The sequence below is a fragment of the Saprospiraceae bacterium genome (assembly GCA_016713025.1).
Classification (GTDB): domain Bacteria; phylum Bacteroidota; class Bacteroidia; order Chitinophagales; family Saprospiraceae; genus OLB9.
This window is the reverse complement of the sequence record JADJPZ010000004.1, coordinates 3949472-3963560: the sequence shown is the minus strand read 5'-3', so window position 1 is coordinate 3963560 and position 14089 is coordinate 3949472. Positions and strand designations below refer to the sequence as shown.

General features: G+C 39.0%; 11 protein-coding genes and 1 pseudogene. 6 read left to right on the top strand and 6 right to left on the bottom strand.

The window, feature by feature from the left end; translation table 11 throughout:
• Positions 1-28 precede the first annotated feature (28 nt).
• Positions 29-1585, bottom strand: a complete 1557-nt coding sequence (locus IPK35_23215; GenBank protein MBK8056099.1) for a YdiU family protein — start codon at positions 1583-1585, stop codon at positions 29-31.
• 206 nt (positions 1586-1791) lie between these two features.
• Here IPK35_23215 and IPK35_23210 point away from each other — a divergent pair, with 206 nt between their 5' ends.
• From IPK35_23210 to IPK35_23190, 5 genes are all read left to right on the top strand, one after another.
• Complete coding sequence (locus IPK35_23210) at positions 1792-2418, top strand: hypothetical protein (GenBank protein ID MBK8056098.1); 627 nt, start codon at positions 1792-1794, stop codon at positions 2416-2418.
• 67 nt (positions 2419-2485) lie between these two features.
• Positions 2486-3538 (top strand): methylmalonyl Co-A mutase-associated GTPase MeaB, encoded by a 1053-nt coding sequence (meaB, locus tag IPK35_23205; protein ID MBK8056097.1) that lies wholly within the window; start codon positions 2486-2488, stop codon positions 3536-3538.
• A gap of 19 nt (positions 3539-3557) precedes the next feature.
• On the top strand, positions 3558-4724 hold the full coding sequence (locus tag IPK35_23200) for an amidohydrolase family protein (GenBank protein MBK8056096.1): 1167 nt from the start codon (positions 3558-3560) through the stop codon (positions 4722-4724).
• Between the two features lie 20 nt (positions 4725-4744).
• Entirely contained in the window at positions 4745-5566 is an 822-nt protein-coding gene (locus IPK35_23195) for a hypothetical protein (GenBank protein MBK8056095.1), read from the top strand.
• Between the two features lie 56 nt (positions 5567-5622).
• Complete coding sequence (locus IPK35_23190) at positions 5623-7476, top strand: gamma-glutamyltransferase (protein ID MBK8056094.1); 1854 nt, start codon at positions 5623-5625, stop codon at positions 7474-7476.
• Positions 7477-7625: 149 nt separating this feature from the next.
• Here IPK35_23190 and IPK35_23185 read toward each other — a convergent pair whose 3' ends face one another.
• From IPK35_23185 to IPK35_23175, 3 genes are all read right to left on the bottom strand, one after another.
• The gene (locus tag IPK35_23185; GenBank protein ID MBK8056093.1) at positions 7626-8405 is read right to left on the bottom strand and encodes a hypothetical protein; all 780 of its coding nucleotides are present in this window, start codon (positions 8403-8405) and stop codon (positions 7626-7628) included.
• Positions 8392-8865 (bottom strand): hypothetical protein, encoded by a 474-nt coding sequence (locus IPK35_23180; protein ID MBK8056092.1) that lies wholly within the window; start codon positions 8863-8865, stop codon positions 8392-8394. Before IPK35_23180 ends, IPK35_23185 begins: the two co-directional genes overlap by 14 nt.
• Before the next feature lie 73 nt (positions 8866-8938).
• The gene (locus IPK35_23175) at positions 8939-9451 is read right to left on the bottom strand and encodes a hypothetical protein (protein MBK8056091.1); all 513 of its coding nucleotides are present in this window, start codon (positions 9449-9451) and stop codon (positions 8939-8941) included.
• A gap of 562 nt (positions 9452-10013) precedes the next feature.
• Between IPK35_23175 and IPK35_23170 the strand changes: the two are divergent.
• Positions 10014-11409: pseudogene (locus tag IPK35_23170) on the top strand (peptide chain release factor 3).
• Positions 11410-11415: 6 nt separating this feature from the next.
• Here IPK35_23170 and odhB read toward each other — a convergent pair.
• Positions 11416-12642, bottom strand: a complete 1227-nt coding sequence (odhB, locus tag IPK35_23165; GenBank protein ID MBK8056090.1) for a 2-oxoglutarate dehydrogenase complex dihydrolipoyllysine-residue succinyltransferase — start codon at positions 12640-12642, stop codon at positions 11416-11418.
• Positions 12643-12777: 135 nt separating this feature from the next.
• Complete coding sequence (gene argH, locus IPK35_23160; GenBank protein MBK8056089.1) at positions 12778-14088, bottom strand: argininosuccinate lyase; 1311 nt, start codon at positions 14086-14088, stop codon at positions 12778-12780.
• Between the last annotated feature and the right edge of the window lies 1 nt (position 14089).

The window sequence follows — 14089 nt, the reverse complement described above, 5'->3', positions numbered from 1 at the left end:
AAAATATTTCAAAAAAGGACCTTACAAATCAAGAGCTGCAAGACAACATGGAGCAGCCTATCTTTTCACGGGCCCAGTCGGGTCTTTTACTAAACCATTGATGAAATGTTATTTGTTCTTCATATGGTTTTTTCAACATTTCATAAAGTTCATGCAGTAAAGTATAGTCTCCTTTGTCCGCCTGATCAATAGCCATTTGAGCCATATAATTTCGAAGCACATACTTAGGATTGACAGCATTCATCATGGATTTTCGGTCAGCTTGTGATACTCTTTCTGATTTCAGTCTGTTTATATATTTTTCAAACCAGGTGTGAAAAACAGTTTTATATTCTAATGAAATATTTTCGTTATAGAATGCTGACTTCATGATTACAAAACAATCATCGGCATCGATGTATTGATTAACACTTGAAAGTTCTCTGAAAAATATTGTCATATCAGTTTCTTCAAATACCAGAAGTTTTTCAAGATCAGAAATCAATATATTGTCATCATCAGATAAGAAAAGCCCAAGCTTTTGTTTCATCATCTCCTGATACAAACGGCTGTATTGCCATCTGAATTTTTCGATGATATCCCGCAGAGATGATTCATCTTTAATGATAGCAAAAAGAGCGTTGGCCAGTTTCAGGAGGTTCCATTGTGCTATTACGGGCTGATTTCCAAATCGATATCTTTTGCCCGGAAGGTCTGTGGTATTTGGAGTCCAGTTGGGTTCATAATCATCTATCCATCCGTAAGGACCATAATCGATCGTCAACCCAAGGATTGACATATTGTCCGTATTCATCACGCCATGAACAAATCCGACTCGCTGCCAGTCAACGATCATCTGACATGTTTTGTCAGCCACTTCTTTAAACAGAGCCAAATATGGGTTCGCCTCATACTGAAGATGAGGATAATAGTATTCCAATACGTAGTCAGCGGTCTTCTTAAGTAATGTGTCATCCTTTCGTGCAGCAAGAATTTCAAAATTGCCAAACCGCACAAACGAAGGTGCGACCCTGCACACAATAGCTCCTTTTTCATAAGAAGGATTACCGTCATACATCATATCTCTCAATACTTCTTCGCCGGTGAGCACTAATGCCAGAGCTCTGGTAGTAGGAACACCCAAATGATGCATGGCTTCACTGCACAAAAACTCGCGGATAGAAGATCTTAATACTGCCAAGCCATCGGCAGTACGGGAATATGGTGTCGGACCCGCACCTTTGAGCTGGAGATTCAGATGGGAGCTTTTTGAATTGACAATTTCACCTAGATTGATTGCTCTTCCATCACCAAGTTGACCTGCCCAGTTTCCAAACTGGTGACCACCATAACACATCGCATAAGGTGTGCTGCCGGCTGCTAGTTTGTTGCCAGCCATGATCTGACAAAACTCATCTGACAGACAATATGGGGGGTCTAGCGATATTTCCTCAGCCATTTCCTGGCTATAAATGATCACCGAAGGAGCTGTCATGCCTTTAGGCTCAACATAGGAATAACAGGCGTCCAACACTTGTCTCGGCACATTATCCGCCGAAGGGTCTGCAGGAAGTATATCGGTAAATGAATGCTGAAATTTAAACAAAAGATGCTGATTATGATCAAGTATAACAATGATAAATGGATGTGGTTGTGTTAAAAACCTGGAATGGAGAAAAGTATATACAAGACGTGGATGGAAACGACAGTCCGATATGATGTGTTTTTAAAATAAACAACGATAAAAAACGCAAGAGAAACTTTTCGCATCATAATTGTGTTGAAAAGGTACGACGATAAATCTAGAAATATATGTCCACTGAAATAGCAGAAATACGCCAACTCCTTAAAGAATTAGTAATCTCTCAGAAAGAGACAGATGCAAAGTTTAAAGATACTGACGCCAAATTTAAAGAGTCCAGGAAAGAATTGGATGCACGATTCAAAGAGACTGATGCCAAATTTAAAGACACTGATGCGAGATTCAAAGAGACTGATAAAAAAGTCAAAGAAGCTTTTGACTTGTTCACATCACAGTGGGGCAGGCTCATGGAAAGCCTTGTAGAAGGGGACATCATCCGTATATTTAACCAACGGGGTATCAAGGTGCAGGACACTTCTACCCGTCGCAAAGGTAGCTATAAAGGTGAAAACTATGAATACGATATCATCGCACACAATGGAAAAGAAACAGTCATCATCGAAGTAAAAACTACGCTCAAAGTCAAAGATGTCAAAGCATTCATTCAGAAGTTAAAGAAAACCAGAACATACTTGCGTATGGACGAAGACGATGTGATATATGGAGCCATAGCCTACCTTCAGGCTGACTCTGGCAGTGAAGTCTATGCCCAAAACCAGCAACTTTTTGTCATCAGAGCTACCGGAGACTCCGCCGCCATCGTCAATGCTGCAGATTTTGAGCCTGCGAGATTTTAATGGGTTGATGGATTAAGGAAATACTGGAAAGCAATATTTTACAATATTTCCTACCTTTGTCACTATAATGGAATCAAATCATCACGTATCTGGCATCAATCCTAATTTTAAAGTTTCCGGCAGGAGACAAAAGTCTGCTGATTACTATATCAAAGGCTTAAAATCCCACAACAGGTTTGTCCTCAGTGAGGGTATCACTTTGCTGGAGTCCAATCTTTCTGAAAAAAGAAAAATTGCAGAAGAGGTACTTGAATCATTTTCTCATCAGAATGAATCAGTAATAAGAATAGGTATTACAGGCTCTCCTGGAGTAGGCAAAAGCACATTTATTGAATCATTTGGCTTGTACCTTATTTCTGAGCAGCACCGTCCAGCAGTGTTGGCCATCGATCCTAGCAGCCAGATCAATAAGGGCAGTATTTTGGGTGATAAAACCAGAATGGAGCATCTTTCTGTTCACCCTGATGCTTATGTGAGACCTTCTCCTTCCGGTTCTGTTCTGGGTGGTATTGCTTCTTACACAAAAGAAGCCATCCAGCTATGCGAAGCGGCTGGTTTTGATATGATCATAGTGGAGACTGTGGGTGTAGGGCAATCAGAAACAGAAGTAGATCATATCACAGATGTAAATATTCTCCTGCTGCAGCCGGGTGCAGGAGATGATATCCAGGGTATCAAAAGAGGCATCGTAGAAAACGCTGACATATTTGTGATCAATAAAGCGGATGGCCCACAATTGGAGTTGGCAAAGTTAACTAAAACAGCATATAAAAATGCTATTCAGTTATTTCATCACGATGTTTCTGGTTGGATTTGTCCGGTCATCCTGACTTCAGCACTTGAAAAAAAGGGCCTGGATGAAGTTTTTCAATCTATCATTGGTTTCATAAAAAGCCTAAAGGAAAAGGAACTGTTTACTCTAAAGAGAAAACAGCAGGAACTTCGATGGTTTGAAAAACAATCACTTCGCAGAATGAAAGAAATTGCTTTTGAAAACCCACATATAAAAGCTGCGTATGAACACTTATCCGGGCAATTGGATACTAACAATTTGAGCGCAATTGCTGCCATTCATCACTTTGAAGAGACACTCAGACAACAAATGCAAACCCGCAAATAACGATTTAAAATATCCATATATGCAGAAATTTTCCGCTGACCATAATTTTACACCTGAGGGAAAATTTGAAAAAAATAAAGTAATCATAACAGATGATCAGGGAAAGATTCTTGCTTTGGACAATGCACAAGATCATGACCCTTCTTCTGTAAAATATCTGAAAGGCATGATTGTTCCGGGATTTGTCAATACACATTGCCATCTGGAGTTGTCTCATATGAAAGGTCAAGTCGATACCGGTACAAAACTTTTACCATTTCTTCAGAGTGTAGTCACCTTCAGAGACATAGATCAGGACGTCATCCTCCATGCCATCAAAGACGGAGACGAAGAGATGTACAAAAATGGAATCGTAGCTGTCGGTGATATCTCAAATAAAACAGATACCGCTGCTACAAAATCCGCCAGCAAACTGGATTATTACACCTTTGTAGAGATGTTTGATTTTCTGCAGCCTTCTATGACAGCCGGTACAATACAACAATATACGCCTGTGATGGAAGGTCAAAGCAATACAGGCAATAATAAAAAGAGCTATGTCCCTCATGCTCCTTATACGGTGACGCCTGATTTATATAGTTTTATAAATAAATCCAACATGGATGGTGATACGGTCAGCATTCATAATCAGGAAACACCGGATGAAAATCAGTTATTTTTGGATGGTACCGGTGGATTCAATGATTTTTACGAGGCTTTTGGCATGTCTCTGGACCATTTCAAGCCAACAGGTACATCTGCCATTTATAATATCATTGACAACCTGCAACCTGTATTCAAAACCATTCTTGTCCACAATACCACTACCACATCTGATGACATTGCAGCTGCAAATATGTGGAATAAAAACATCTTCTGGGCAACCTGTCCCAATGCCAATCTGTACATAGAAAACAGACTGCCGGATTACAAAATATTTCTGGATGCAGATGCTATGGTGACCATAGGAACAGACAGCCTGACATCCAACTGGCAACTTTCCATTTGGGAAGAAATAAAAACCATCAAAAAATATCAATCATTCGTCACCCTGGAAAGCTTATTGACCTGGGCCACGATCAATGGTGCTAAAGCTTTGGGATATGACGACAGATTGGGTTCCATTGAAATCGGAAAAACTCCGGGTCTTGTGTGGTTGAGCGGGGAAAAAGATGATATGGATAAAAAAATTATAAGGTTGATATGAATTTCCCATAATGTTGTCCTATGGCAGCCATTCATGACATGACGATCCCGTTGCTTCCCCAAAGATATTATCATATCTACAATCGGGGTATTGACAGAAATCCTATTTTTTTTATTGATGAAAATTACAGATATTTTTTAAAAAAGTATGCAGAAAAAACTGAAGGTTATTTCAATACTTTTGCTTACTGTTTGATGGAGAATCATTTTCATTTTTTTATACAACCATTGAGCAATAAGGAAATATTGACAAAAGGGGCATCAGATTATCTTTTTGTAAATCAGCGTTTTTTAAAAGACTTCGTTATCCCATGGACGGCTCGGGTTGGTATTGATAGTTCGTCGGTTAAGCAAGAAGATTTAACAAATTTTGAAAATTTGTTAAATCTTTATTCCTTATACGGAGACATACAATCCAATCCAGATAATCAACCTAATAATCTGGCTTCATGTGATTTTTTAGATCAACTATGTTCATGGATTTTGTCGGATCGTTTAAGAGGGCTTATGCTGGGTTATGCAAAAGCTATAAATAAACAGCAACAAAGAACCGGAAGCCTGCTACAAAAAGGTTTCAGAAGGAAAAATGTCCCTGATTTCCTATATGAGAAAAAAATGGTTTTATGGTATATCCATCACAATCCTATCCACCATTTTTATACAAATCATTATGGTGGGTATAAATGGAGCAGTTATCATGCGTTTTTATCAACATCTCAAACACGTATTAAAAGAGACATAGCATTGGAGTGGTTTGAAGATTTGAATGCGTTTCTAAAGTCAGGAGATGAATATAAGCTGTTAAAAAAATCCCATAATTGGATGATTGAAGAAGATAAATAATTATTATCTGTAAATTCAGAATTAATAAATACTTTTACGAATAAAATTATTAAAAAATGAAGCGACTTTTATTACTCACAGTAGTTATTTTTATAAACAATATTTTATCTGGACAATCATTCAATAATTTTCCAGTACAAACCCAAAAACCACCGCTGCATGGCAAGCACTGGATGGCCATCACCGGAAAACCACTGGCTGCGACAGCTGGTGCCATGATATTTTCAAAAGGCGGCAATGCCGTGGATGCATCATGTGCAATGCTTGCAGCTACCTGTACCATGTGGGATGTACTCAGTTGGGGTGGAGAATTGCAAGGTCTGATCTATCATCCCAAAACTAAAAAAGTCATTGCTATCAATGGGTTGGGTGTTGCCCCAGCAGCTGCCACCGTCGAATTTTATAAATCCAAGGGTTATGACAGATTTCCGCCGGAGTTTGGACCCCTTGCTGCTGTCACACCTGGCATCCCAGGAGGATTGATGACTGTACTCGCAGAGTATGGAACCATGAGCCTGAAAGATGTGCTGGCACCAGCCATGCAGTTGGCAGCAGGATATCCTATCGAAGCCCAAACCGCCAATGCCATAGAAAGAGGTAAAAGCCAGATTAAAAATTGGCCCTATTCATCCAAAGTATTTCTGACACATCCCGGCTCGACAAGAGAAGCTCCTGTAGGTGGTGAGATATTAGTACAAAAGGACTTGCTAACCACCTTGACAAAACTTGTAGAAACTGAAGCAGAAGCGCTCCGTAAAGGAAAATCAAGAAAAGAAGCCATCATGGCGGCCAATGACAGATTTTACAAAGGGGATATCGCTGCTGAAATAGCACGTGGCACACAGGAACAAGGTGGCATCATCACCGTATCGGATATGGCAAACTGGAAAGTAAAAATAGAAGAGCCCATGATGACGACATACAAAGGAATAGAAGTCTATAAACTTCAGCAGTGGACACAAGGACCGGTCATGCTTCAGACCCTCAATATGCTCGAAAACTTTGACCTCAAATCCATGGGTTACAATACTTCAAAATACATCCATACGGTATATCAGACGATGAATCTGGCATTTGCAGACAGGGACTTTTACTACGGTGATCCGGCTTTTGAACCAAAGGAACCTATGGAAACACTGCTTTCAAAAGAATATGCTATGGACAGGATAAAACATATCAACTGGAGCAAAAATGATGCTGAAGCCGGTCCCGGCGATCCATACAAGTTTGAAGGAAAAGTCAATCCTTTCAGCAAATATCTTTCTTCAAAAAAAGATAGCGTTGCGGCCACAGGATCTGTTGATAAAAAGTTTCTGGAAGAGTTTCAGTCAGGTACAACATCCGTAGTGGCAGCAGACAAAGAAGGCTGGGTTGTATCATTCACTCCAAGTGGTGGCTGGGTTCCGGCATGTATAGCCGGAAATACCGGAGTTGGTCTGTCTCAAAGGATGCAATCATTTGTACTCAACGAAAAAGATGGTCCATACAATGTTCTTCAGCCCGGCAAAAGACCCAGGGTTACCCTTACACCCAGCATGGCTCTGAAAGATGGTAAACCTTACCTTGCATTTGCAAAACAGGCGGGTGACGAACAGGATCAGCTTTTGATACAGTTTTTTCTAAATATGGTGGAGTTTGGTATGACTGTACAGGAAGCTTGCGAAGCCCCATGTTTCAAGACATATCAGATGTACTCTTCATTTGGTAAACACGAAAAAAGAGCAGGAGCTCTTACATTAAATGATGAAATGCCTCCATGGACAAGACAAGAGCTGAGAAGAATGGGATATAACATAGAATACCAACCAAGAACAAGTGGCCCTGTCAACGCCATCTACTTTGACTGGGAACACGGTAGTTTTTGGGGCGGATCAAGCAATCATGGGGAAGATTATGGCATAGGATGGTAAATTTTATGATTCAAGTATTTCATAGATCTAAAGTGTAATATGTACTTTTAGATGTTCAAAATGGCATCAATTCTATGTCTTTGAATTTCAAAATCTTTACTTTAATCATGATAGTTCAACTATTAGATATCTGAAGATTTAGTTGCGTTTTAATTCTCCCCAACTTTTGGAAAATTTCCAGATTTTAAGTCACCGTAGATACTTATTAAAATATTATAATCATCAACAAACCAATCTCCTGTGTTGGCACCATTATATTGACTTGTTCTAAGGTATTGCCTGAACATATCATAGGCTTTTGTTGCGTCATCAATATTATAGTATGCTTCAGACCACATTTCCGGCATAGAATCATGGATACCTATTCCTCCATTATATATTTGAATCGGACCTTTTGAATAAATAAATGAAATTTCTTTAGCTTTTCTTTCTGTAGCAGCCTTAAGCAAAAGTGCAGTATGCTTAAAGTAGTTCCCCAACCGTGATTGTAGTTGATCATTATTTTCAGATGTGTCAGGTTTTATTCTCCATAAATTATTTTCAGGATAAAAAGGATCTTCTATGTAATTTTTTAAGGTATCACTAATTTTTATAAAATCCATTGAAATTCCTTTTCTCTTATTTTCCAATTGTAGTACAAGTTTTTTGTTTTCTTCCTTTAAATTAACTGACAGGGTATCTTTTTTATAAACAAGCATGATATTTTTCCCTTTATTAGCAAAAATCCACTTATCATTTTCATAATGTCCTGAGCCATCAACTAATGTAAAACTACTATCTGGAAAAAATGAATACATCAATCCAACTTTAACCATAAGCTGCTGTACTGCTTCATATGCTAATAGATCACCTTCGTTTTTTGTTTTTTCATTTACGTTATTTATTTTAGTTAATTGGTGTGTATAACAAATTGCACTAAGCGGCCGCATTAACAAATTTTTCAAGAATATGCCATGAGTTGCTCTTGTATAAGCATCTCAAGTTGGCTATCGCATTTACACCCTTTATACTCCATTTTTGTCCCGAGAGTTTCATTCGTGATTGTAATACACTCCTATGGGCTGCTTCTATTGGGCCTGAACCTATTAGTAAACCTCTGTCCCTATATGTTTTATAAAACATCCTTTCTTCATGTTCCTCATAATAATGGAGCGTTTTTTCTTTTATTTCTTTTGATTCTTCGCTTTTACACCTCAGCCTTTTTATATTCTCTATCACTTGATGTACCTTATCTTCCATCAAAAGTTTACATTGAATGTCGATCCAATTTTGCCGTTCTTGCTCTTTTAAAAATAATTTTATTAAGAGTACTAATTTTTCTTTGGCATGAAAAAGTCTAGTATTTGCGTCGCTGCCGGATAATTGTCTTCCGCCCAGTTCCATATCCATTTAGCTCCATCTCCGATTATAACCTTATTTTGATATCCTATTAAATGACGTTCTAATTTTGGTAAAAATACGCTTACTCCCCCCCCATGTGACTTACATACACCGAATTTCTAATTTCTGACCTTTTATCACTTACTTTCAATATGTTATTGTGCGTGAATATTCTAGCAAGTTTTACCTCTTTCCATTTTTCATCCCGTGTAAGTAGCATACTTCCATCTGCCATTACATATACAGCATCTTCTTTTTTAACATCTTCTAACTTAGGGATACAACTCTCGATATTGCGATCGATGGCAGGATCTAATTGATCTCCGTAATACTCACTTACTCTTTGTATTTGCATGCCGCTGATTTTAAGCCCTACAAGCTTCTCAAGCATTTCACTAGCTTCTTCAAATACCTTACTTTGCCCCAATAAACAAAGCAGCACCTGTAAGTATCGCGTAATGGCAAACTTTTTGGTGCCGCTACACAGAACGTGATCCTTCTTCAAGTCTAATTTACCAAAATAGGTGATTACTTTTTTTTGAGTTTCTACTCTTTGGAATTTTACCTTGTGATTTATCCAGCAACGTTCTAGCAAAATTCCTACTTACTTCTATGAGCTTTAACTCATACTCAATTGGGCATTTAATTCCCGATTCTTGATCTAAAAATGAACTAACTTCGGTTCTAACACTTCTCAGGATGGATTCTAAGATTTGATCTTTAGTGTCCATCGTTTCGTTTTTTATTGGTTAATAATACTCAGGTGTGGCAAATTTAATACTTTTTTTATTTTTGTGCAATTTGTTATACACACAGTTAATTGCCAGCTGCCATAGAGTTGTCTTTTTTTATTATTTTGCGTAGTTTTATTTTCATCATTCTTGCAACTAAGCAAAAGGATCAATGACAAGGTCAAAAAAATAATACTCTGTTTCATTTTATAGTATATTTGAATGTAAACCAAATAATTCTGATAAGTAGTAAATTTTACAATATTTGAATTTTACTGCAAAGATATTAATAAATGTATTTTAGAGAAATATAACATTAAAATACTCGAGGTCAAATATTCAATAATTTTAAACCCATTGTTGCAATAGATTAGAATGAATTTATTTTGTATTTTTGCAGCCTTTTTATAAAAAATTAGTTTGCACATGAGCAGGTTGGAAGAAATCAATAAAAGGAAAACCTTCGGAATCATCGCCCATCCGGATGCCGGTAAGACATCCGGGACACAAAGACTTTGCGGAAGACACTTACAGAACACTCACTGCTGTGGATAGCGTCATCGTCGTCATCGACGTGGCCAAAGGGGTAGAAACCCAGACAGAAAAGCTCGTCGAAGTATGTCGGATGCGCAATACGCCGATCATCGTTTTTGTCAACAAGCTGGACCGTGAAGGAAAAGACGGTTTTGACCTGCTAGACGAGATTGAAATCAAACTGGGACTCAAAGTGACACCGCTGAGTTGGCCGGTTGGTATGGGTCAACTTTTTAAAGGTGTCTATAGTCTTTATGAAAAAAATCTCATCCTTTTTAGCCCTCATGGAAAACAAGATGAAGAAGATATATTCAAAATCAACGATCTGGAAGATATCTTACTTGAAAATAAGGTGGGTAAAAATGCCGCCAATACGCTAAGGGAAGAAATCCATACTTTAGTATCCGTATATCCGGAATTTAATAGAGATGCTTATCTTAAGGGAGATCTTTGTCCCGTTTTTTTTGGTAGCGCGGTCAATAATTTTGGTGTGCGGGAATTGTTGGATTGTTTTGTGGACATAGCACCCAATCCACTGCCAAGAGAGACAGAAGAACGGTCAGTTCAACCTGAAGAAGAAAAATTCAGTGGCTTTGTTTTCAAAATTCATGCCAACATGGACCCAAAACACAGAGATAGAATTGCCTTCCTCAGAATTTGTTCAGGTACTTTTGAAAGGAATACCAATTACTATCATGTACGTCAAGAAAAAAATATGAAGTTTGCCAACCCAACGGCTTTTATGGCTTCCAAAAAGTCTGTCATTGATGAAGCCTTCCCTGGAGATATTATAGGTCTGTACGATTCAGGTAATTTTAAGATAGGAGACTCACTCACTCAAGGAGAAGTCCTGCATTTCAAGGGTATTCCCAGTTTTTCGCCGGAGCAATTCAGATTTGTCAACAATACTGACCCGATGAAAACCAAACAGCTCAACAAAGGGCTGGACCAGCTGATGGATGAAGGGGTTGCACAACTTTTTACCAAAGAAGACAACGGTCGTAAGATCATAGGAACAGTAGGGGCACTTCAGTTTGACGTCATACAGTATCGCCTCAAAAATGAATATGGAGCGTCCTGCGACTATGAACCGGTCAATCTATATAAAGCATGTTGGGTGAGTTGTAAAAACCCTGTGACCATGAAAGAATTTGTCTCCCGAAGGAAAAAAGACCTTGCCAAAGATACCGATGGCAATCTTGTATTTCTGGCAGAATCAGCCTGGTCGCTCAAGATGGCTCAGGAAAATCACCCCGATGTGGAGTTCCATTTTACAAGTGAGTTTTAAGTAAATCTAAATATCCATCAGCAGAGATACAGGGTCTTCCAGCAATTCTTTGACTTTTACAAGAAATGTAACTGAAGTACTACCATCTATAATCCTGTGATCGTATGAAAGGGCCAGATACATCATTGGTCTGATAACGACTTGTCCATCAATAGCCACCGGACGATCTTTAATGGCATGCATGCCCAGGATAGCTGATTGCGGCTCGTTGATGATGGGTGTACTGACCAATGAACCGAAAACACCACCATTGGTGATGGTAAACGTACCACCTTTCATTTCTTCAAGGGTCAGCTTGCCATCACGTGCTTTTTCTGCAAGATCTTTTATCTTATACTCTATTTCATGAAAGCCCAGTGAATCCACGTTGTGTACCGGAGGAACTACTAGACCTGTTGGTGTGGAAATTGCTACAGAAATGTCAACATAATCATGGTATACGATATCATTTTCTACGATCATGGCATTGACATCAGGCATTTCCATCAGTACTTTTGCACATGCTTTTGCAAAGATGGACATGTAGCCCAGTTTTATTCCATACTTAGCTACAAATTTGTCCTGATACTTTTTACGAAGTTCATTTACAGCTGTAAGGTCTACTTCATTGAAAGTAGTCAACATGGCTGTATTATTTTTTGCAGAAACCAACCTCGCAGCTATGGTTTTTCTCATTCTGCTCATCTTCTCAGATCTGACATTTCTGGTACCACTTGCCGTTACCTTTATGCTCTCTTTTGAAGGAGCGGTTTCAGATTTAATGGCGACAGCTGGCTTATTTCCAACAGCCTTTGCAGCATCTTCCTTTGTGATTCGTCCGTCTTTTCCAGAACCAGCGACTTGTGATGCATCAACATCACCTTCTCGAAGTATCTTGGCAGCAGCCGGTGAAGGATGCCCTGAAGCGTAAGTTGTGGTTGCAGGAGCATGTTGTAATGGTGTTTCTACCGGTATGGATGTTGTAGGTTTTGGCGCAGCTTCGGCTCCGGCACCAACTGAAGTGTCTATTCTCGCCACTAAGGCTCCGATAGCTAAATCATCGCCTTCATTAGCCACATAGATCAGTTTGCCTGAAGCTTCGGCTGGAAACTCCAGTGTGGCTTTGTCGGATTCAAACTCGCAGATGGGTTCGTCGACATTGACATATTCACCATCCTTTTTTAGCCATTGTGATAAAGTGACTTCTGTTATAGATTCGCCTATGGTAGGCACTTTCATTTCGACCAAACTCATATTTTTGAAAATTTTGGTCAAAGATATGGTTCTGATCAAAAAAGGAGTTAATAAACAAACGGATTTTTAAACTATTTTTAAATGAGTCTAAAATATATTTTAGGCTTACTTAAAAATTTCACTTTTTTAGATGTTTCAATTCATCTTCCTCATCACCTTTTCCATCTCCTTTTTGATTTCATCATTGCAAAGCCTGTAAATACTTCCTTCATGAGGATGCAATGGTCTTGTAGCATCTTTTGGGTCAAAGGAGAAGATTCCTTCAGCCACCTGATTGCCTATAATTTTGTAGGCATCTCGGAATGGAACACCAGAAACTACCAGGTCATTTAAGGCATCTACAGTAAAAAGGTACAGGTACTTTGGATCAGAAAGTATGTTGTCTTTTATTCTGATATTTGACAACATGAGGTGTGCCATCTTCAGGCAAAAGATCAGATCTTCTACGGCCGGAAACAGTATTTCTTTTGTCAGTTGCATTTCACGGTGATATCCCGATGGAAGGTTGGCGCACAGAAGATTCAATTCATTGGGTAGTGCCTGGATACGGTTGCATTTGCCACGTATGAGTTCAAAGACATCCGGATTACGTTTGTGAGGCATGATAGAACTGCCTGTCGTCAGATGTTCCGGAAAAGATATAAATCCAAAGTGCTCATTCATATACAGACAACAATCCATACTCAATCTTGCCAATGTAGCAGCAATAAAGGAAATGCCTGACGCCATGGCTTTTTCACCTTTACCACGGCCTGCCTGTGCATTGATGGCATTCCAGTTGAGTGTATCAAATTGCAGAAGCTCTGTGGTCATTTGCCTGTCCAATGGAAAAGTACTGCCAAATCCTGCACCCGAACCCAAAGGATTTTTATTAATAATTTTTAATGCTCCGGCCATCATCTCCATATCGTCCACCAGACTCTCGGCATACGCCCCAAACCAAAGACCAAAACTCGATGGCATGGCCAGCTGAAGGTGGGTATATCCGGGCAAACCCTTGTCTTTATTTTTTTCACTTTGTTCGATCAACAGGTCAAAAAGCAACTGAACCTCTTTAGAAATTTCCCTTATTTTTGCACGAAGATATAGTTTGATATCCAGGGCTACCTGATCATTTCTGGAACGACCGCTGTGTATCTTTTTTCCGGCATCTCCTATTTTTTTTGTGAGCATTCCTTCTACCTGGGAGTGGACATCTTCAGCACCGTCTTCTATGACAAAGTTTCCAGACCTTATTTCTCCCAATATTTCTTCCAATCCTCTGAGCACGTCTGTCAATTCAGCATCAGAGAGTAATCCAACTTTTGCCAGCATCTTTGAATGTGCCACAGATCCCTGAACATCATATTCTGCAAGAAGAATATCAAACTCCTTATCTCTGCCTACAGTAAAGAGATCTACCATATCATCAGGGGCTTGTCCTTCTTTTTTTTGCCAGATTTTCATA